Source organism: Amycolatopsis sp. NPDC104863 (assembly GCF_055582965.1).
The window spans coordinates 269,635-289,554 of sequence record NZ_JBVJOW010000011.1; the positions used below are offsets into that span (position 1 = coordinate 269,635).

At 70.9% G+C, this 19,920-nt stretch carries 18 protein-coding genes; 11 read left to right on the plus strand and 7 right to left on the minus strand.

Going from position 1 to position 19,920, the window contains the following annotated elements:
- Positions 1-81: 81 nt before the first annotated feature.
- From ACZ63J_RS45005 to ACZ63J_RS45015, 3 genes are all read left to right on the plus strand, one after another.
- Positions 82-525 carry a DUF4307 domain-containing protein gene (locus ACZ63J_RS45005; protein WP_465302656.1) on the plus strand — a complete coding sequence of 148 codons (444 nt, stop codon included), beginning with the start codon at positions 82-84 and terminating at the stop codon, positions 523-525.
- A 195-nt stretch (positions 526-720) separates the two neighbouring features.
- On the plus strand, positions 721-1,224 hold the full coding sequence (gene greA, locus ACZ63J_RS45010; protein ID WP_020641255.1) for a transcription elongation factor GreA: 504 nt from the start codon (positions 721-723) through the stop codon (positions 1,222-1,224).
- Between the two features lie 49 nt (positions 1,225-1,273).
- A complete protein-coding gene (locus ACZ63J_RS45015; RefSeq protein ID WP_465408945.1) occupies positions 1,274-2,086 on the plus strand; it encodes an MBL fold metallo-hydrolase in 813 nt (270 codons plus the stop codon).
- 27 nt (positions 2,087-2,113) lie between these two features.
- Here ACZ63J_RS45015 and ACZ63J_RS45020 read toward each other — a convergent pair whose 3' ends face one another.
- Entirely contained in the window at positions 2,114-2,587 is a 474-nt protein-coding gene (locus ACZ63J_RS45020; protein ID WP_465302650.1) for an Lrp/AsnC family transcriptional regulator, read from the minus strand.
- A gap of 121 nt (positions 2,588-2,708) precedes the next feature.
- Here ACZ63J_RS45020 and hppD point away from each other — a divergent pair, with 121 nt between their 5' ends.
- The 6 genes from hppD (at position 2,709) to ACZ63J_RS45050 (ending at position 10,515) form a co-directional block, all read left to right on the plus strand.
- The gene (hppD, locus tag ACZ63J_RS45025; RefSeq protein ID WP_465342420.1) at positions 2,709-3,911 is read left to right on the plus strand and encodes a 4-hydroxyphenylpyruvate dioxygenase; all 1,203 of its coding nucleotides are present in this window, start codon (positions 2,709-2,711) and stop codon (positions 3,909-3,911) included.
- Positions 3,912-4,033: 122 nt separating this feature from the next.
- Complete coding sequence (locus ACZ63J_RS45030; RefSeq protein ID WP_465408947.1) at positions 4,034-4,591, plus strand: YbaB/EbfC family nucleoid-associated protein; 558 nt, start codon at positions 4,034-4,036, stop codon at positions 4,589-4,591.
- 11 nt (positions 4,592-4,602) lie between these two features.
- Entirely contained in the window at positions 4,603-4,911 is a 309-nt protein-coding gene (locus ACZ63J_RS45035) for a type VII secretion target (protein WP_465302644.1), read from the plus strand.
- The gene (locus ACZ63J_RS45040; protein ID WP_465439939.1) at positions 4,911-8,792 is read left to right on the plus strand and encodes a hypothetical protein; all 3,882 of its coding nucleotides are present in this window, start codon (positions 4,911-4,913) and stop codon (positions 8,790-8,792) included. Before ACZ63J_RS45035 ends, ACZ63J_RS45040 begins: the two co-directional genes overlap by 1 nt.
- 7 nt (positions 8,793-8,799) lie before the next feature.
- On the plus strand, positions 8,800-9,657 hold the full coding sequence (locus ACZ63J_RS45045) for an immunity 49 family protein (protein ID WP_465407068.1): 858 nt from the start codon (positions 8,800-8,802) through the stop codon (positions 9,655-9,657).
- Positions 9,658-9,669: 12 nt separating this feature from the next.
- Positions 9,670-10,515 (plus strand): ferredoxin, encoded by an 846-nt coding sequence (locus ACZ63J_RS45050; protein ID WP_465407067.1) that lies wholly within the window; start codon positions 9,670-9,672, stop codon positions 10,513-10,515.
- Here the strand turns inward: ACZ63J_RS45050 and ilvA are convergent.
- On the minus strand, positions 10,500-11,702 hold the full coding sequence (gene ilvA, locus ACZ63J_RS45055) for a threonine ammonia-lyase (RefSeq protein ID WP_465407066.1): 1,203 nt from the start codon (positions 11,700-11,702) through the stop codon (positions 10,500-10,502). The two genes, ACZ63J_RS45050 and ilvA, sit on opposite strands and share 16 nt — an antisense overlap.
- Before the next feature lie 95 nt (positions 11,703-11,797).
- Between ilvA and ACZ63J_RS45060 the strand changes: the two genes are divergently transcribed.
- Positions 11,798-12,070, plus strand: a complete 273-nt coding sequence (locus ACZ63J_RS45060) for a hypothetical protein (RefSeq protein WP_465302634.1) — start codon at positions 11,798-11,800, stop codon at positions 12,068-12,070.
- Positions 12,071-12,132: 62 nt separating this feature from the next.
- Here ACZ63J_RS45060 and ACZ63J_RS45065 read toward each other — a convergent pair whose 3' ends face one another.
- From ACZ63J_RS45065 to ACZ63J_RS45085, 5 genes are all read right to left on the minus strand, one after another.
- Positions 12,133-13,290: a cystathionine gamma-synthase gene (locus ACZ63J_RS45065; protein ID WP_465342415.1), complete on the minus strand. Its 1,158-nt coding sequence runs from the start codon at positions 13,288-13,290 to the stop codon at positions 12,133-12,135.
- Positions 13,291-13,365: 75 nt separating this feature from the next.
- A complete protein-coding gene (locus tag ACZ63J_RS45070; protein WP_465342414.1) occupies positions 13,366-13,818 on the minus strand; it encodes a hypothetical protein in 453 nt (150 codons plus the stop codon).
- Between the two features lie 344 nt (positions 13,819-14,162).
- Positions 14,163-15,626 (minus strand): hypothetical protein, encoded by a 1,464-nt coding sequence (locus ACZ63J_RS45075; RefSeq protein WP_465407065.1) that lies wholly within the window; start codon positions 15,624-15,626, stop codon positions 14,163-14,165.
- 245 nt (positions 15,627-15,871) lie between these two features.
- Positions 15,872-17,242 carry a cystathionine beta-synthase gene (locus ACZ63J_RS45080; RefSeq protein ID WP_465302626.1) on the minus strand — a complete coding sequence of 457 codons (1,371 nt, stop codon included), beginning with the start codon at positions 17,240-17,242 and terminating at the stop codon, positions 15,872-15,874.
- A 333-nt stretch (positions 17,243-17,575) separates the two neighbouring features.
- Positions 17,576-18,520: a pentapeptide repeat-containing protein gene (locus tag ACZ63J_RS45085; protein WP_465407063.1), complete on the minus strand. Its 945-nt coding sequence runs from the start codon at positions 18,518-18,520 to the stop codon at positions 17,576-17,578.
- Between the two features lie 124 nt (positions 18,521-18,644).
- On the opposite strand from ACZ63J_RS45085, the gene ACZ63J_RS45090 reads away from it, so the two are divergent.
- The gene (locus ACZ63J_RS45090; protein WP_465342410.1) at positions 18,645-19,865 is read left to right on the plus strand and encodes an acetyl-CoA C-acetyltransferase; all 1,221 of its coding nucleotides are present in this window, start codon (positions 18,645-18,647) and stop codon (positions 19,863-19,865) included.
- The last annotated feature ends 55 nt before the right edge of the window (positions 19,866-19,920 follow it).

Sequence of the window (19,920 nt, forward strand, 5' to 3'; positions counted from 1 at the left end):
CCCAGCGGGCGGATACTCGAAGCCGTACCCGCCCCACCATTGTCCTCACGGGTACGACAAGAACGAGCAGGAGGCCCCGCGTTGGCAGGCGGACCGGCGGAAACGGCAACGCCCGTGCTGCCCGAAGGCCGGTACGGCACCACGCGGGCGAAGGCGCCCAAACGCTGGCGCCGCTGGCTGTTCCTGGCCATCGCCCTGCTGGTCAGCGGCGTGGTCGCGTGGGTCGCCTACGTCAACCTCGGCGCCGCGCCGATCGACGCCGAGCGCGTCGCCTTCAGCGGCAAACCGGGCAACGCGATGGAAATCACCATCAACGTGACCCGGGACGACAACAACCGGCCGGGCGTCTGCATCGTCCGCGTCCGCGACAAGACCGGCGCCGAGAGCGGCCGCAAGGAGCTCCTGATCCCCGCCGGCGCGAAGTACAGCAGGATGAGCACGACGATCAAGAGCATCGGGGAACCGGTGACGGCCGACGTGTACGGCTGCTCGTACGACATACCAGACTATCTGTCAACCCCATAGCGGCCAACGGGGTGAACCGCGCGCCCAACGCCCACGGCGTGCGGAAATAACGGGCGTCGGCCTGTCGCGCCGTGATACTCTGACCCCTCAGCACGGCCCACGACGGGCCGTGTTTTTCCTTTATCTCAGCCACACGGGCACCTACGCCCGTGTGGGCCGGCTTGAACACGCAAGCCTGGCAGGCCCGACGAGGAGATGGTGACCGTGAGCGACACCAAGGTGACCTGGCTCACCCAGGATGCCTACGACCGGTTGAAGCACGAGCTCGACGAAATGATCGAGAATCGTCCGGTTATCGCCGCGCGCATCAACGACAGCCGTGAAGAAGGCGACCTCAAGGAGAACGGCGGCTACCACGCCGCCCGTGAGGAACAGGGTCAGGCCGAGGCGCGCATCCGGCACCTGCAGGAGCTGCTGCGCTCGGCCAAGGTCGGCGAGGCGCCCGCGAACGACGGCACCGCCGGCCCGGGCAAGGTGCTCACCGTCCGGTACGAGGGTGACGACGAGGACGAGAAGTTCCTGCTCGCCACCCGTGAGGAAGGCGCCGAGGGCGAGCTCGACGTGTACTCCCCGGAGTCGCCGCTGGGCAAGGCCCTGCTCGGCGCCAAGGAGGGCGAGTCGCGCGAGTACGAGCTGCCCAACGGCAAGCTCCAGAAGGTCACCCTCGTGAAAGCGGTTCCGTACGCCGACACCAAGTAAACGCGGCTAGCGTGTCCTCCCAGGATCCACATTCTGGGAGGAAGCAGCCGTGAGCACCGAACCGATCTGCCAGGCCTGCGGCATGCAGTACGCCGTGGCCCGTGACGACTGCCCGGTCTGCGAGGACGAACGCCAGTACGTCCCGCAGTCCGGGCAGCAGTGGACGAACCTCGCGTCCCTGCGAGCGAGCGGCACCTACACGCCGCGGATCGAGGAGCAGGGCCGCGGCATCATCGGCGTCGGCTCGAACCCCGGCTTCGCGATCGGCGAACGCGCGCTGCTGGTGCAGGCGAAGTCCGGCAACTTCCTCTGGGACTGCGCGGCCTACCTCGACGACGCGCTGGTGGCGCAGGTCCGCGACCTCGGCGGGATCACCGGCATCGCGATCAGCCACCCGCACTACTACACGACGATGGTCGAGTGGGCGCACGCCTTCGACGTCCCGATCTACCTGCACGAAGGCGACCAGCAGTGGATCGGCCGGCCCGACCCGGCGGTGAAGCTGTGGTCCGGCACGACCCTGGACGTCGCCGGCGACCTGCGCCTGATCAACCTCGGGGTGCACTTCACCGGCGGCACGGTGCTGCACTGGCCGGACGGCGAAGAGGGCCGCGGCGCGCTGCTGTCCGGCGACATCGTGCAGGTGATCGGCGACCGCACGCACGTCGGCTTCATGTACAGCTACCCGAACCTGATCCCCGAGCGACCGCACATCGTCCGGCGCGCGGCCGAGCTGCTGGCGGGCTACCGCTTCGACGCGATCTACGGCGCCTGGTGGGACGCGATCGTGCGCACCGACGGCTTCGACGTCGTGCAGCGGTCGGCGAAGCGGTACCTGGCCCAGGTGATCGACGAACGCTAGCCCGAGCTTTCACGTGAAAGCTCGGGGTCAGTCCCGCGCGGTCCGCTCCAGCAGCGGGCGGACCCGCGGTGGCACCGGGGTCGACAGCGCGATCGACGTCGACGTCCGCAGCACGTCCGGGACCCCGACCACCTTGTCGATCACGCGCTGCAGGTCGTCGTTGCCGCGTGCCACCATCCGGACGAACAGGTCACCCTGGCCGGTCGTCGCGTGGACTTCGCAGACCTCGTCGATCGCCGCGAGGGCTTCGGCGACCTCCGCGCGGCGGCCCTGGGCGATCTCGATCACCGCGAACGCCGTCAGGCCGTAACCCATCGCCGCCAGGTCGAGCTCCGGCGGGAAACCGCCGAGGATGCCGCGCTCGGTGAGCCGGTCCAGCCGCGCCTGCACCGTTCCGCGCGCGACACCGAGCCGGCGCGCGCACTCCAGCACCCCGAGCCGGGGCGAGTCGGTGAGCAACAGCAGCAGGCGCGCGTCCAACGCGTCGAGGTTCTCCGACATCACTTTCTCCCCTGCGCAGGTTGTCCACGATGACCGCCGATGTCCTGCGGTGACCGAGCACATTGTCCAGCAAAAATTCGGACCATTGCACATCTTGCCGTACAGGGTTGATCCTCGGGGTATGACCCAGACTGCCGAACCCCACCAGGGCGCCCTCGACGACGTCAGCTACGACCAGCTGCGTCAGCTCGTCGGCCTCGTCGACCACGACGCTTCGACAGACCCGTTCCCGGTCAAGGCCATGGACGCGGTCGTGTTCATCGCCGGCAACGCCACCCAGACCGCCTGGTACTACCAGATCGCGTTCGGGATGCAGCTCGTCGCGTACTCGGGCCCCGAGACCGGCGACTTCGAGCGCAAGTCCTACGTCCTCAAATCCGGCTCGGCCCGGTTCGTCATCACCGGTGGCGTGCGGCCGGACTCCCCGCTGCTCGACCACCACCGCAAGCACGGTGACGGCGTCATCGACCTCGCGCTGGAGACGACCGACGTCGACAAGTGCGTCGAGCACGCCCGCGCGCAGGGCGCGACCGTCCTCGAGGAGCCGCACGACGTCTCCGACGAGCACGGCACCGTCCGCATGGCCGCCATCGCGACCTACGGCGAAACCCGCCACTCGCTGGTCGACCGGTCGCGCTACACCGGCGTCTACCTGCCCGGCTACGAGCCGCGCGAGAGCACGATCAAGCGGCCGGAAGGCGCGCCGAAGCGGCTGTTCCAGGCCGTCGACCACTGCGTCGGCAACGTCGAGCTCGGCAAGATGGACTACTGGGTCGACTGGTACCACCGCGTCATGGGCTTCGTGAACATGGCGGAGTTCGTCGGCGACGACATCGCGACCGAGTACTCGGCGCTGATGAGCAAGGTCGTCTCGAACGGCAACCACCGCGTCAAGTTCCCGCTGAACGAGCCCGCCGTCGCGAAGAAGAAGTCGCAGATCGACGAGTACCTCGAGTTCTACGGCGGCGCGGGCTGCCAGCACATCGCGCTGGCCACCAACGACATCATCGCCACGGTCACCGCGATGCGCGCGGCCGGCGTCGAGTTCCTCGACACCCCGGCGTCCTACTACGAGGACCCGGAGCTGCGCGCCCGGATCGGCAACGTCCGCGTGTCGATCGAGACGCTCAAGGAGCACAGCATCCTCGTCGACCGCGACGAGGACGGCTACCTGCTGCAGATCTTCACGAAGCCGATCGGCGACCGCCCGACCGTCTTCTACGAGCTGATCGAGCGCCACGGCTCGCTGGGCTTCGGCAAGGGCAACTTCAAGGCCCTGTTCGAGGCGATCGAGCGCGAGCAGGAGCGCCGCGGCAACCTGTAGTTCCCCGAACGGCGAAGGCCACCATGGCGGACCTCCGGTCCCCTATGGTGGCCTTTGCGTGTTCCGGGAACCGGCGGGCTCCCGGATCCGTCAGTGGGGAGAAGCAGAGAGAAGGGGCCGGGATGCCGGACAGCATCGACGCCAGCGACGCGATGATCGACAACTGGACCAAGCGGCTCGAGGAGAACGCCGCCCGGTACCAGGCGCTGGCCGATCGCATGCAGGGCCAGTCGGTCACCGAGCGGTCGAAGGACGGCTCGGTGCAGGTGACCGTCGACTCGCGCGGGCTGCTGAAGAACCTCGTCATCACCGAGGCCGCGGCCGGCAAGCGGATGGCCGAGGTGTCGGCGCAGGTGATGCAGCTGGTCCAGCGCGCGCAGGCCCGGATCCCGGAGCTGCTGCAGCAGGCGATGACCGAGACCACCGGCACCGGTGACCAGGCGGCCGCCGAGATCGTCCGCGAAGCGCAGAGCACGTTCCCGCAGCCGCCGCCGGACCCGGAGCCCGCGTTCCCGGAACCCGACCGCGTCCGCCGGTTCCTGCCGGAGGACACCGACTCGCCGCCGCCCGCGGCGCCGCGCACTCCGCCGCAGCCGCAGCAACCGCCGCAGCCGCCGCGGCGCCGGCGTCCGGCCGACAACGACGATGACGACGACTTCGGCGGGCCGATTCTTTCCTGAGGGGGAAACCGATGACGGATGTGGAACTCAGCACCGACCTGACGGCGCACGCCCACCAGCTCGACGCCATCGGGGACGGGCTGCAGCAGGCCGTCGACGCGGCGAACCAGGTCAGCATGCCGACCGACGCGTACGGCATCCTCTGCCAGCCGTTCCGGATGCTGCTCGACCCGGTGGAGCAGTACGGAATCGACGCGCTGAAGGACGCCGTGCAGGCGATGACCGCCGTCTCCGGCAAGGTCCGCGAGGCCGCGGCGGCCTACCACGAGTACGAGGCCGGGGTCGCCGGTGACCTGAACAAGTCCGCGGGCGGTGCGTGATGCCGGAGGGGAACCCGCTCGTCGTCGACGCCAAGCAGGACCCGGACGGGCCCGGCGCGTTCACCGCGGGCAACGGCGACTACGGCTGGGCCGGCGGCATCGGCATCGCCGAGTCGTCGATGGACGCGTTCAACGGCATCAAGGACGGCGACTGGGTTTCCGGCGGCCTGGGCGTGCTCAGCCTGGCCGGCGAGGTCGCGGGCGCCGCGATCGACCCGTTCGGGTACCTGATGTCGTCGGTGGCGTCGTTCCTGATGGAGCACATCCAGCCGCTGAAGGACATGCTCGACTCCGTCGCGGGCAACCCGCCGGTGATCCAGTCCTATGCGGACACCTGGGGCAACGTCTCGAAGGCGCTGGGCGAGCGCAAGACCGACTTCGACAACGCGGTCAAGAACGGCACGGCCGGCTGGACCGGCCAGGGCGCGGACGCGTACCGCAAGTTCGCGGCCGAGCACAGCGACGCCCTGTCCGGCGCGGCGACGGTGGCCGGCGCGATCAGCACGGTCACGATGATCATGGGCCAGGTCGTCTCGTTCGTCCGGGAGACCGTGCGGCAGCTGATCGCCGACCTCGTGGGCAAGCTGATCGCGTGGGTGATGGAGGAAGTCTTCTCACTGGGCTTCGGCACACCGGTCGTCGTCGCGCAGGCGACGGCCGCGATCGCCAAGTGGGGCAAGAAGATCGGGGAGCTGCTCAAGAAGCTGACCGACACGATCCGCAAGGTGTCGCCGCTGCTGTCGAAGCTGGTCGACCTTTTCGAGAAGATCGCGAAAGTGTTCGGCAAGGTGCTGGGCAAGGTCAGTGGCCTGGACGGGTTGAAGGTGAAGCCCGGGGGTTTTGTTCACAAGGTCCCCAAGGGTGGCGGGGGCGTGCATGCCCGGGCGCATGGTGGGGATGGTTCGCCGGACGGTGATTCCTCCGGTCACGCGGATGGGGATTCGCCGAGTTCGGACCCGTTGAACACCGATTCCTCGCCCGACTCGGCCTCCGGCTCACCGGACGGCAGCCCGTCGACGGCACGCTCGGGAGATGGAAGCCCGTCGGCGACCCGATCTGGCGACGGCAGCACACCTCGCTCCGGAGACGGCTCGTCTTCCCACGCCGGAGATGACTCGCCGTCGCACGCGGGCGACAGCAGCTCGTCCCCCACTCGTGGCGGGGACAGCTCACCGTCACGTGCCGGGGACGGCAGTCCTTCACCGGTCCGTGGTGGGGACAGCAGCCCGTCGCACGCCGGGGACAGCTCGCCTTCGCACGCGGGTGACAGCACCCCGACCCGTGCGGGCGACAACTCGCCCTCGCACGCCGGAGAAAGCAGCCCAAGCCGCGCAGCCGACAACTCGCCCTCCCACGCAGGCGACAACACTCCAACCCGCGCGGGCGACAACTCACCTTCGCGCCCAGGCGACAGCAGCCCGAACCGCGCGGCTGACAACTCACCCTCCCACGCAGGAGACAGCACTCCAACTCGCGCGGGCGACAACGCGCCTTCCCACGCCGGGGACAACAGCCCAAGCCGCGCAGCCGACAACTCGCCCTCCCACGCAGGCGACAACACACCGAACCGCGCGGGCGACAACTCGCCTTCGCGCGCGGGCGACAACACTCCCTCGCATGCCGGGGACAGCAGCCCGTCGCCGACCCGTGGCGGCGACGGTGGCCCGTCGCCCACTCGTGGCGGCGATGGCGGTCCTTCTCCCGCGCACTCCGGATCGTCGCCCGCCGGGCGGTCCGATGCGCCTGGCTCGCACTCCGGTGGTGACACCCCCAGCAGTGCCGCGACCCCACGGGCCGACGGCACCACCTCCGCCAGCGGCACCGCTCCCACCGCTCCGCGGACCGGGGACCCCAGCACCGTCCCCTCGCCTCGCGGTGGCGACGGCGCCGCCTCCGGAGTGCCGCCGCAAGGGGGTGCGCCCATGGGTGGTGGAGGCATGCCGCCCGGGGGTGGCGGGGGTGGCCTCGGGTCCGGTGGTGGGTCGCCGCGGGGCGGGGGTGGGGGCTGGACCGGCACTCCGGGCAGTCCCGGTGCGCACTCGCCGCACGTTGATGCTCCCGGGCGGCCGCGTGACCTGCCCGAAGGACGTCCTCGCCCGGGTGGGGACACCCCGCGTCCGCGCACGCCCGACGCTCCCGCGCCCGCCGCTCGCGGGTTCGGCCCCGGGACCCACGGCGGTCCCGACGCCCGTCCCGCCCCCGGCACCCGGCCCGGTCACACCGGACCCGGCGGCACCCACGGCCCCGACGGCGGCCCGCACCAAAACGGCCCGCACGAAAGCGGCCACCACGACCCTGACGGCGCCCCACACCACGCCGACTCCGAACCACTCACCCCGGACGAGGTCAACGCGCGCCACTCCGAAAGCACCCCCTCCGGCAGCTCCTACCACGCCGGGGACGCCGACATGGGCGACCTCCCGCACCGCGTGCAGCCGGACCCGGACGGGCGGTACACCGTCGACGTGCACGTCACGCCGGATGGTCACGCCCGCATCGGGGACCGGCTCTACACGCCCGAAGAGTTCGCCGACATCCTGCGCCGCAACGCCGACTACGACGGCCGGCCGATCCGGCTCATCGGCTGCGACGCGAGCTCCAACGACTTCGCGCACCGGCTTTCGCGGGAGCTCGACACCGAGGTCATGGCCCCGACGAAACCCGCGTGGACCGACTCGCACGGGCGCGTCTTCTCCTCCGACTACGAAATCGGCCCCGACGGGAAGATGCGCCCCCGCATCCCGCCGGACGGCGAGTGGAACACCCACCACCCGGACGGCTCCACGCACCGGGCGGGCGACGACGGCTTCGCGCCGGACACGCACCACGGCGACCCGCACGACGTCGACGCCGACAGCGCGCAGCACCGCGGTGAGCGCTACATCGACGAAGAACCGGTCGACATCGAGCACCCGGACCGGGAGCCGAAGGCGTCGATGAAGGAAAAGATCAACGACGACGCCTACCGCGAGAAGTACTACGACGGCCCGAACAAGAACGGCGAGTACTCGCGGAAGAACGCCGACCAGGTCGACGCCGCCGACGAACGCATCCCGAAGATCAAGGAAGACAAGACCAAGCCCGACGGCGAGCACTTCGAACCGAAGTCCGACGACTTCGAAGAAGCGACCTACCACAAGCAGAACGAGGTCGAGCACCACGCGACGCAGCCGCAGAAGGACGAAGCCCAGGACCTGATCGAACGCCGGCACGACGCGAACCAGCGCGCGCGGGACGCCGAAGGCGACTACCAGGAAGCCAAGGAAAAGGGCACGCTCACCGACGAGATCGAGCGCGAACGCTCCGACGCGCACCGCGACCGGACCGATCTCGGCGAGGAGCTCGGCGAGCACGCCGCGCGCGACGCCGTCGCCGACCAGTTCCCGTCGCCGCCCCACGAGATCAAGGAACTGCCCGACCCCGACCTCCACGGGGACAACACCCGGCTCGGCAGCAAGCCGGGCTCGGGCCGGTTCGACCAGATCTACGAGGTCACCGGGCCGGACGGCACGTCGCGGATCGTCGTCGTGGAGGCGAAGGGGCCGAACGCCGGGCTCGGCACCCGGCAGGGCGACGGCGGCTACCGCTACGAGCAGGGCCACCCGGCCTATGTCGACAGCATCATCGAGAACATGCGCGTGAATGGCACCGAAGCCGAACAGAATCTCGCCGCAGACCTCGCCCGTGCCAAGACCAAGGGAAATCTCGACTATTACGTCGCCAAGGCGCGGGTGCGCGACGAGTTCGAACTCGACGGGTCGGGCAACCGGGTTCCGGACTCCGCCAACCCCGGCGAGTTCGAGAAACGTCCCGTGTACGGTGGCTACAACCTGAAGCAATTCGATCTGACGCCCAGGCCACCGAAGAATCGTGGGGAGTGACGCGAAAGTGCCCACTGTCGACCGGCACGACTTCGACGCGCCGAATGCCGAACGCGGCGTGAAACGGCTCTTCACGCGCCGGCACGAAGCGCGTGAAGACATCGAAACCGAAACGCTCGGCCCCGGGTTCGCCCTGGACCGCTCGTACAACGAGTTCGCCGACCGGTGCGGCGCCGACCCGCGGGCGGCGGAGAACGAGACGTGGCTGGCGTTCACCCGCGCCGTGCAGGCCGGCAGCGCGTTGTTCCTCGCCGCGAACCGGCCCGAGGGCGAGGAAGTCGAGTTCCGGTTCGGCGAGGACGAGATCCGGCGCCCGGCGACCGGCCCGACGACCGACAGCGGCGCGATGAACTGGCTGAAGGCGGCATACCTGGCCATCGTGGCGCGCGACCAGGCGCGGCTCGAGCTGCTGGCCGCCGTTCCGGTCGACCTGCTGCGGCAGTCGCGTCCCGAGTACGACGACTTCGTCTTCGACTGGGTGCGGGCGCTGCAGATCCACGTCCGCGGCGAGGGCGACCTGGTCGAGGCCGTGCTGGCGGCCATGCGCGCCACCGACCCGGCGACGGTGCGCGCCAGCCCGGAAAGCGTACTGCAGCTGCACTTCCCGCCGATCGAGCTGTTCTACCACTTCACCCAGCGGGAGGACGGCAAGTTCGCCGACGCGCTCGTCACCGCGCTGCAGCTGCACAAGGAGTACTGGACCGCGGATCCCGAGCGGCCGCGCAACAGCACGAGCATCGTCGCGCTGGCCCCGCTCGCCATGGCCTGCCTCGCCCGGGACGCCGGGATGGCGTTCGACGTCGAGTCCGACTACCTGCCCCACCACCTGCTCGCGGGCACCCGCGTCGGCGAGATCACCATCTGACCTGGGGGCGACATGAGCCAGCCACCGGGGCCGCCGCGCCCGGACCAGCAGCAGGAGATCGTCCGGCAGATCGGCCTCGCGCTCGCTTCGCAGGCGCCGCCGGGCTGGCGGCAGCTGCGGATCGAGTACCGCGCCGCCGGCCGGCACGTCGAGGCCGACCTGCTGGTCACCGGGCCGGACGGCCTGCCGCGGCCGACGCAGCCGCACCCGGAGGCGGTGCGCCTGCTCGGCGTGCTGCGCTCGGGCATGTACCAGCCCGGCCGGGGCACCTGGCTGGGTGTGATCTGCGTGTTCGAGCCCGCCGCGGCGCCGGACGTCGACTTCGTGCGCCCGGACCTCGAACCGCCGTTCCGGCAACAGCCGCCGGCGCTCGGGTTCCAGGACGAGCTGCGGTTCTTCCCGCGCGCCGACGAGCACATCCCAGCCTGGCTGCGGGAGAAGGCCGGGCTGACGCCGCCCGCGGCGGACGGCGAGGTCCGCACCCCGCGGATCTACGACGGCCTCGACGCGGCCGGCAAGCCGCTCATCCGGCGTCAGCCGCTCGTCCCGGCCGAGGCCGAGCGGGTGCTCGCCTACCTGGACGCGGCGCCGGTGATCCTGGCCTCGCGCAGCTACGGGCCGGACGCGTTCGCGCCCGACCGCGCGGACGCGGTGCCGATGAACTTCCGCACCGACGGCGCGTGGGCCTGGCCCGGCGCGGTCGCGTACTACCTGCGTGAACACGGCGTCCCGCCGGACCCGGACCTGCTCGCTCACATCCGGTCGCGGCGCTTCACCGCACCGGCCGACGTCCCCGAGCCCACCAAGGACCTCGCGCTGGCCGCCATCACCGGCGAGCCGGGTCAGACGACCGTGTAACCCGCCTCCGTCAGGGCGGCTTCGATCTCCTTGCAGTGCTCGGGACCGCGGGTCTCCAGCGCGAGCGCGACGTCGGCTTCACCGAGGTCGAGGCTGCCCGAGATCCGCGAGTGCTCGACGTCGAGCACGTTCGCGCCCAGCCCGCTGACGCACGAAAGCACCCCGACGAGCGAGCCCGGGCGGTCCGGGACGCGCAGCCGGAGCCGCAGGTAGCGGCCGGCCGCCGTCATGCCCTGCTGGATGATCTGCGAGAGCAGCACCGGGTCGACATTGCCGCCGGACAGCACGGCGACCACCGGCGCCTCGAAGTGACCGGGGTGCTGCAGCAGCGCCGCGACCGTGGCCGCACCGGCCGGCTCGACCACCAGCTTCCGGCGCTCCAGGCACAGCAGCACCGCGCGCGAGAGGAACCTTTCGGACACCGTCACGACGTCGTCCACGAGCGCCTCGACGTGGGCGAAGCTGACCGGCCCCGGCTGGCCGACCGCGATCCCGTCCGCCATCGTCGCGGTCGACCCCAGCCGGACCGGCGCGCCCGCGGCCAGCGACGGCGGGTACGCCGCGGCCTCCTCGGCCTGGACGCCGACCACGCGGACGTCCGGGCGCAACGCCTTGACCGCCGACGCGACCCCGCCGACCAGCCCGCCGCCGCCGGTGGCGACCAGGATGGTCTTCACCCCGGGCAGCTGCTCCAGGATCTCGAGGCCGACCGTGCCCTGGCCGGCGATGACGTCGGAGTGGTCGAAGGGGTGGATGAACACCGCCCCGGTCCGCTCGCCGAACTCGACCGCCGCGGCGAGCGTCTCCTCGAGCAGGGCGCCGTGCAGGTGGACGTCGGCGCCGTAACCGCGCGTGGCCGCGAGCTTCGGCAGCGGCGCGCGCAGCGGCATGAAGACGGTGGACTTGGCGCCGAGCAGCGACGACGCGAGCGCGACGCCCTGCGCGTGGTTGCCGGCGCTGGCCGCGACGACCCCGCGGTCGCGTTCGGCCTGGGTGAGGCCGTGGATGCGGGTGTAGGCGCCGCGGATCTTGAACGAGCCCGTGCGCTGCAGGTTTTCGCACTTCAGGTGCACCGGACCGCCGTGGAGCCGGCGCAGGTCGCGCGCGTGCTCCATCGGCGTCACCCTGGTCACTCCTTTGAGGAGTTCCCGGGCGGCCTGGATCCGCTCGATGGTCACGAGTTCCATGAGCCGGATGATGCCACTCAGGAGATCCACAGGTTGACCGGGCGGGGAGCCGGGTACCCTGGGCCGTGTCAACACGCGGTAAACAGGGAGCAACCATGGCACGGGGGAACAACGCGAACACCGCCCGGCGGGCTCGCGCCACCCGTTCGGCCGGTCTGCTCCCCCTGGTGATCGGCCTGGCCTCGGCCGCCGCGCTCACCGGAGCGGCTTACCTCACCGTGGACAGCGCGAGCTGTGGCTCCCCGGCCCAGTACATCCGCCACGACAGCCACGTCGAGCTGGTCGGCGGCTGCGTCGACGGCGCGAACCTGCCGGCCACGGGCACCCCGAAGGCTGGCGGCGTCGTCCACGGCGACTACAACCCCTGATCCCGAGCACGAAAAACGGCGCCGGAGCAGTTCCGGCGCCGTTTCTGTCGTTCCGGGGGGGGTCAGCCCAGGGCCTGCAGCAGGTCCTCGACCAGGTCACGGCCGTCTTCGATGCCCGCCGAGAGGCGGATCAGGTCGGCCGGCACCTGCAGGGTCGAGCCCGCCGTGCTCAGGTGGGTCATCCGGCCCGGGTGCTCCAGCAGCGACTCGACGCCGCCGAGGGACTCCGCGAGGATGAACAGCTTCGTGCGGGAGACGACCTCGAGCGCCGCCTCTTCGCCGTCCGCGTGGCTGAACGAGACCATCCCGCCGAAGCGGCGCATCTGCTTCGCCGCGATCTCGTGGCCGGGGTGCTCCGGCAGGCCCGGGTAGTAGACCTTCGCCACCTTGGGGTGCTTGACCAGCGCCTGCACGATCAGCTCGGCGTTGTCGCTGTGGCGCTCCATGCGCAGGGCGAGCGTCTTGAGGCCGCGCAGCGTCAGCCAGGCGTCGAACGGCCCGGGCACCGCGCCCGCGGCGTTGCGCAGGTAGAACAGCTGCTCACGCAGCTCGTCCTCGTTGGTGACGACCGCGCCGCCCACAACGTCGGCGTGGCCGCCGAGGTACTTGCTCGTGGAGTGCAGGACGATGTCCGCGCCCAGCGAGAGCGGGTTCTGCAGGTACGGCGTCGCGAAGGTGTTGTCGACCACCAGGCGGGCGCCGGCGTTGTGCGCCAGGCCGGCCAGCGCCGCGAGGTCGGCGATGCCGAGCATCGGGTTGGTCGGCGACTCGCACCAGATCAGCTTGGTCTCCGGCCGGATGGCGGCGCGCACCTCGTCGAGGTTGCCCAGGTCGGCGACGGTGTGCTCGACGCCCCACAGGCTGAGCACCTTGTCGATCAGGCGGAAGGTGCCGCCGTACGCGTCGTTGCCGAGCACGAGGTGGTCGCCGGGGCGCAGGGTACTGCGCAGCACCACGTCGGAGGCCGCCATGCCGGACGCGAAGGCGAGCGCGTGCCGGCCGCCTTCCAGCGAGGCCAGCGCCTCCTCCAGCGCCGTGCGGGTCGGGTTCGCGGTGCGCGAGTACTCGTAGTCGCCCTCGCGGGTGCCGCCCACGCCGTCCTGCGCGTAGGTGGAGGTCTGGTAGATCGGCACGGTCACCGCGCCGGTGCGGGGGTCGGGCTTCTGACCCACGTGGATCGCGCGAGTTTCGAAGCCCAGTGCTGAGTAGTCGTCCACCATTGGTCAAGCGTACGGCCCGCCGCTCGAATTCCCGTCAAGTGGGATGGATCTCAGCAAGATGCCACCGCGGGCCGCTCACCAGCCCCTGGACGGGTAAGCGCCCTGGCCGGAGAGCGCCGGCAGCAGCGGAGCGCGGTAGCGCAGGTACCGGAACGTCGGCGGCACGAACGCCAGCACCACGACGAGCACGGCGAGGCCGGCGAGCCCGACGCGGTCGACCATCGCGAAGCCGCCGTGGGTGAACATCGCGTCGGCGAAGCGGGCCAGCGGGACACCGACCGAGAGCGGCTCGGTCAGCAGCGCGCCGATGGCCAGCAGCGCGCCGAGGCCGAGCAGGACCGCGCCCGCCGTCGCGCGGAACAGCGTCGCCAGCGAGCCGAGGAGGAGCAGGAGCCCGGCGACCAGGTACCCGGCGAGGTCCACCAGCACCCAGTTCGGGAGCGCGCCGAGGCTGAATTCGGCGGGCATGTCGAGGAAGATCTTGACCGGCACATAACCCGCGGCGACCGCGGCCGGAAGCCCGAGCACGGCGGCGAGAAGCGCCGTTACTCCGGATGGCCGAACCGGTGAATACGAATGCGAATAAGTTACCGGGTATTCGTGCGAGCCGGTCACAACTCCCCCATCAAGGAACGCGGGACTACGGCGTTCACCCTAGCGTCGGAAGGGGGATGGAGTCCGGAAACAGACGAGAGTTCGGCCGAACAGCGGAACCCAAGATCATTTTTGTGCGGTAGCGGCAGAAATCCCGTCACAGTTCCCGGCGGACCCGCAACTCGTTAATTGTCCGAAAAGGACAATTGCGCAATCGCCGATAAATGCAGCGTGCCCCGGAGCCGAATGGCTCCGGGGCACGAAAAAGGTGTACTAGTTCACCACGGCTGCTGCGGCGGCTGGCCCGGCTGGCCGAACCCGCCGCTCGGCGGGCCCTGCTGGCCCGGCTGCTGGCCCCAGCCCTGCTGCGGCTGACCCGGCTGCTGCGGATAACCCTGCGGCGGCTGCCCCGGCTGGCCGTACCCACCCGGCTGCTGCGGCGGCTGGCCGAACCCGCCACCCGAGGGCTGCGGGAACCCGCCGCTCGACGGGTTGGGCCCGCCCGGCTGGCCGTACCCCGGGGGCGGGCCGTAACCCTGGCCCGGCTGGCCCGGCTGGGGCTGACCCGGCTGGCCGTAGCCGCCCGGCTGACCCGGCTGGCCGGGCTGGCCGTAGCCGCCCGGCTGCTGCCCGAACCCGCCCTGCTGACCCGGGTCGCCGTATCCGCCCGGCTGACCCGGCTGCCCGAACCCACCGGGCTGGCCCGGCTGGCCGAAGCCCGGCTGCTGCGGGGCGCCGAAGCCGCCGCTGGGCGGCCCGCCGAAGCCCTGCGGCCCAGCCGGCGCGGCACCGCCGCCACCGAGGCCGACGAACTGCTGCGTCGCCGGGACGAACCCGAGGACACCCACGATGAGGATGAGCACACCCAGGATCAGCGGCGGCAGCCCGAGACCGAACGTGTCCTTCTGCGACGCGGACGCCTGGGCGAGCGTGTCGGCGTTCGGGGTCATCCCGATCTTGAGCAGCAGCGCGAAGAGCGTGAGCAGCGCACCACCCACGACGACCACGATCGGGACGAACTTCTTGATCCCGCCCAGCTTGCCCGCGAACGCCAGGCCGACACCGCCGGCGAGGGAGATCAGCGAGGCCACCAGGATCATGACCACGTAGAACCAGACCGTGCCCGGGCCGATGATCCCGGCGTCGTTGAGCGCCTTGTCGATCGCCTCCTGGCTCGGGGCCAGGTCGAAGATCTTCGAGTAGTCGCTCGCGTCGCCCATGTACCCGAACGAGATGATCAGCGCGATCAGCCCGAGAACCGCGACGACACCGCCGGCGATGTAGCCGTACATGCCGTTGCCACCCGACGGCGCGCCGAACTGCGGCGGCGGAGCGCCGAAGCCGGGCTGCTGCGGGCCACCGAAGCCGGGACCGCCGAAGCCCTGCGGCGGCTGGCCGTAACCACCCGGCTGCTGCCCGAACCCGCCCGGCTGACCGGGCTGGCCCGGCTGCCCGAAGCCGCCCGGCTGCTGGCCGAAGGCCGCGGCCGGGTTGTCCGCCGCGCTCGGCGGCGGGGTGTACGGGATCGCCGGCGGCTGAGAGCCCGGGGGCACCAGCTGCGTGGAGTCCGCGACCGGGGCGTCGCCGCCGCCGGCCGGGTTCACCATCTGCGTCGCGTTCGCGTCGACCGGCGGCATCGCCTGGGTCGCGCCCGCCCCGCCGTCACCCGGCTGGACCGGCTGCACGACCTGGGTCGGCTCCGGAGTGTCCCCGAACGGGGAACCGGGGGCTTGTGGTTGCACGACCTGAGTCGGTTCGGGGCTGCCGAACGGGTCCTGCTGCGGCTGGGGGCCACTCGGTGGGCCCTGAGGTGGCTGGCCGCCACCCCACGGCTGGTTCGGTGGCTGCGGTGCACTCATGTGGGTCTTGAACCCCCTTGACGAGGACGCGAAAGTGTTCTATTTGCGCCCACGCTATCGGATCACCCGGCAGGGCGCTCGTAACGCCCCTGCCGGGTTCACCGATTAAGACCCTTCTCGCCTGCTGTTCAGCGCCCGGCCAGGAACCCCAGGAGATCATGCCGGGTGACGACCCCGGCCGGCTTGCCGTCGACCAGCACGAGCGCGCCGTCGGCGCCCTCGAGCGCCGTCATCGCGGAGCTCACCTGCTCACCGCCGCCGATGGTCGGCAGCGGCGGCGACATGTGCCGGTCGAGCCGGTCGGCGAGCTGGGCCTTGCCGGTGAACAGCGCCTCGAGCAGGTCACGCTCGTTGACCGCGCCGACGACCTCGGCCGCCATCACCGGCGGCTCCGCGCTGACCACGGGCATCTGGCTGACGCCGAACTCCGCGAGGATCGCGATGGCCTCGGCGACCGTCTCGTTCGGATGCGAGTGCACCAGCGCCGGCAGCGTGCCGCTCTTCTTGGTGAGCACGTCGGCCACCGTCGCGCCGGAGGAGTCGGGCGGCAGGAAGCCGTAGGAGGACATCCAGGTGTCGTTGAACACCTTCGTCAGGTAGCCACGGCCGCCGTCGGGCAGCAGCACGACCACGACGTCGTCCTCGGTGAGCCGCTCGGCGAGCTTCAGCGCGGCCGCGACGGCCATCCCGCAGGAGCCGCCGACCAGCAGGCCCTCCTCGAGCGCGAGCCGCCGGGTGACCTGGAACGAGTCGGCGTCGGAGACCGGGATGATCTCGTCGGCGATGTTCCGGTCGTAGGTGTCCGGCCAGAAGTCCTCGCCGACGCCTTCGACCAGGTACGGGCGGCCGCTGCCGCCGGAGTAGACCGAGCCCTCCGGGTCCGCGCCGACCACCTGCACGGCGCCGTCGCTGACCTCCTTCAGGTACTTGCCGGTGCCGGAGATCGTGCCGCCGGTGCCGACGCCCGCGACGAAGTGCGTGATCTTGCCGTCGGTCTGCTTCCACAGCTCGGGGCCGGTCGAGAGGTAGTGGCTCTCCGGGTTCTGCGGGTTGGCGTACTGGTTGGGCTTCCAGGCGCCGTCGATCTCGCGGACCAGGCGGTCGGAGACGTTGTAGTAGGAGTCCGGGTGCTCGGGCGCGACCGCCGTCGGGCACACCACGACGCGGGCGCCGTACGCCTTGAGCACGTTGCGCTTGTCTTCGCTGACCTTGTCCGGGCAGACGAAGACGCACTGGTAGCCCTTGCGCTGCGCGACCATGGCCAGCCCGACACCGGTGTTGCCGGACGTCGGCTCCACGATCGTGCCGCCGGGGCGCAGCGCGCCGGAGCGCTCGGCCGCCTCGATCATGCGCAGCGCGATGCGGTCCTTGACCGAGCCACCCGGGTTCAGGTACTCGACCTTGGCCAGCACGAGCGGCTTGAGCCCCTTGGTCAACGAGTTCAGCTTGACCAGCGGGGTGTTGCCCACGAGGTCTGCGATGTGCTCTGCGTACTCCACGGGGCCAGCCTAAACGGCCGACCGGTGGCGTTGTCCACTCGTGGCCGGGCGGCCTCCGGGTGCGCGTCGGTGACGCCGGGCAGCGAACGCGAGGTCGGACCGCCGGCGCGGACCTCAGGCGGCCACCAAGCCGCCCGTCCGAACCGGTTCCGGCCCGAGGGCCGCAGTGCGCTGAGCCGTCATCCCGTCCCGGAGGTGCCGTCCGGCGCCGATCAGCGCGCGGCAACCCGTCCGCAGCAGGTTCGGGGACAGCCGCCGTGCGGCCCGACCGATAATCATCGCCGGTTCACCTCCCGTCGTGGAAAATGGCGAACTCTCGTTGATGACACGATCCTATCGGGCAGCCGGTTGCCCCGGATCGTCCTTTCGTGTCAATTCCGCCCAGCCCGGCTTGTCGGTGACCGCCCGTTCTTCCCAGCCGGGCGGCCAGGTCCGGGGAAACCCCCGCTGCGCTTCGGCGCCCGCGAGGCGGGCCGAGGACTTCGTCCCGAAATCGGCGGGACCGGCGAAAACGGCGCCGTTGAAGCTGTCGCGGTCACCGCCGAAAACGGTTCCCCGGAAATCGACGCGTTCGTCGAACCGCGCTTTGTTGAAGTCGGCCTTGGTGCGGAATTCGGTGCCACGGAAGGTCGCCAGTTCGAGGAACACCGTCCCGTAGCACGTGATCGACCGGATCGAACAGTGCGTGAGGTTCAGGCCGACGAGCTTCGCCCCGGAGAAGTCGAGGTCGACGTCGGGCCAGAACTCCTCGTTCGGCCACTCGTCGGGACCGCGCCGCAGGTGCAGCATCAGGATGCGCTGCGCGGTCTTGCGGACTTGCAGCTCTTCGCCGTTCTCCGTCTTGTGCTCGAACGGCATCCGCAGGTACGCGCAGAGCACGTTGACGATCGTCTGCCGGTGCGGCGCGTACCCGGCGGCGAGCCGTTCCAGCGAGTACAGCCCGGCGAGCCGGACCGGCGCCTTGTCGCTGCCGAGCTGGTCGGCGGCCTTGCCGTAGATCTCGGTGATCCGGCGCTCGGTGGCGTCGTGGTCCTTCTGCGCCAGGTCCAGCTCGGCCGAGCGCTGCCGGCGGGCGGCGAGCAGCAGGGCGGCGGCGCCCCCGGTTCCGACGACGATGGTGGCGGCGGTCTTCAGGGCGTCCAGCCGGGCGGCGTCCTCCGGGCGGCCGCCGCCCAGGAGGCTGAGCAGCAGGGTGGCCGCGACCGCGGCGACCACCAGCAGGCCGGCTCCCCACAGCAGGATCGTCCTCGTCCCCAGCACCCGCGTCTCGGTCGGCACGGAGGCATCCTGCCAGGCGTCGTGTTGCCTTGGTCGCGTTCGGCTTTGCGACCGGGGCCACAAGCGGCACTATGGTGAGCAACCGCTTAGCACGCTAGCTCGCGATACGAGGATGTGTCACGTCATGCCTGAAGCCGTCATCGTCTCCACCGCTCGTTCGCCGATCGGCCGCGCCGGGAAGGGCTCGCTGGTCAGCATGCGGCCCGACGACCTGACCGTGCAGATGATCCAGGCGGCCCTGGCCAAGGTGCCGCAGCTGGACCCCGCCGACATCGACGACCTGATGCTGGGCTGCGGCCTGCCGGGCGGCGAGTCCGGGTTCAACATGGGCCGCGCGGTCGCCGTCGAGCTCGGGTACGACCACCTGCCCGGCTGCACCGTCACGCGCTACTGCTCGTCCAGCCTGCAGACCACCCGGATGGCGTTCCACGCGATCAAGGCCGGCGAGGGTGACGTCTTCATCTCGGCCGGCGTCGAGACCGTGTCGCGGTTCGCGAAGGGCAGCTCGGACTCCTGGCCGGACACGCACAACCCGCTGTTCGCCGACGCCGAGAAGCGCACCGCCGCGACCGCCGAGTCCGGCACCGACTCGTGGACCGACCCGCGCACGTCGGGCGACGTCCCGGACGTCTACATCGCGATGGGCCAGACCGCGGAGAACCTGGCGCGGCTGAAGGGCGTCACCCGCGAGGACATGGACGAGTTCGGCGTCCGCTCGCAGAACCTCGCCGAGAAGGCCATCGCCGACGGCTTCTGGGCCAAGGACATCACCCCGGTGACGCTGCCGGACGGCACGGTCGTCTCGAAGGACGACGGCCCGCGCGCGGGCGTGACGCTGGAAGGCGTCTCGGGGCTCAAGCCGGTGTTCCGCCCGGACGGCCGCGTGACGGCGGGCAACTGCTGCCCGCTGAACGACGGCGCGGCGGCGGTCGTCGTCATGTCCGACACGAAGGCGCGCGAGCTGGGCCTGACGCCGCTGGCGCGGATCGTGTCGACGGGTGTGACGGGCCTTTCGCCGGAGATCATGGGCTACGGCCCGGTGGAGGCGTCCAACCAGGCGCTTTCGCGCGCGGGGCTGTCCATCGGCGACATCGACCTGGTCGAGATCAACGAGGCGTTCGCGGCGCAGGTCATCCCGTCGTACCGCGACCTGGGCATCGAGCTCGACCGCCTGAACGTCAACGGCGGCGCGATCGCGGTGGGTCACCCGTTCGGCATGACGGGCGCGCGCATCACGTCGACGCTGATCAACTCCCTGCAGCACCACGACAAGCAGTTCGGCCTCGAGACGATGTGCGTCGGCGGCGGCCAGGGCATGGCGATGATCCTGGAGCGCCTCTCCTGACCCCGGGGTCGTGAATGTTTAGGAGGGTTAGAACCCTCCTAAACACTCACGACCA

Coding starts and splice junctions, on each gene's coding strand:
- ACZ63J_RS45065 (WP_465342415.1), bottom strand. CDS start 13,290: ATGGTGGACGACTACTCAGCACTGGGCTTCGAAACTCGCGCGATCCAC.
- ACZ63J_RS45060 (WP_465302634.1), top strand. CDS start 11,798: ATGGCACGGGGGAACAACGCGAACACCGCCCGGCGGGCTCGCGCCACC.
- ACZ63J_RS45090 (WP_465342410.1), top strand. CDS start 18,645: ATGCCTGAAGCCGTCATCGTCTCCACCGCTCGTTCGCCGATCGGCCGC.
- greA (WP_020641255.1), top strand. CDS start 721: ATGGTGACCGTGAGCGACACCAAGGTGACCTGGCTCACCCAGGATGCC.
- ilvA (WP_465407066.1), bottom strand. CDS start 11,702: ATGGAACTCGTGACCATCGAGCGGATCCAGGCCGCCCGGGAACTCCTC.
- ACZ63J_RS45035 (WP_465302644.1), top strand. CDS start 4,603: ATGACGGATGTGGAACTCAGCACCGACCTGACGGCGCACGCCCACCAG.
- ACZ63J_RS45040 (WP_465439939.1), top strand. CDS start 4,911: ATGCCGGAGGGGAACCCGCTCGTCGTCGACGCCAAGCAGGACCCGGAC.
- hppD (WP_465342420.1), top strand. CDS start 2,709: ATGACCCAGACTGCCGAACCCCACCAGGGCGCCCTCGACGACGTCAGC.
- ACZ63J_RS45030 (WP_465408947.1), top strand. CDS start 4,034: ATGCCGGACAGCATCGACGCCAGCGACGCGATGATCGACAACTGGACC.
- ACZ63J_RS45020 (WP_465302650.1), bottom strand. CDS start 2,587: ATGTCGGAGAACCTCGACGCGTTGGACGCGCGCCTGCTGCTGTTGCTC.
- ACZ63J_RS45050 (WP_465407067.1), top strand. CDS start 9,670: ATGAGCCAGCCACCGGGGCCGCCGCGCCCGGACCAGCAGCAGGAGATC.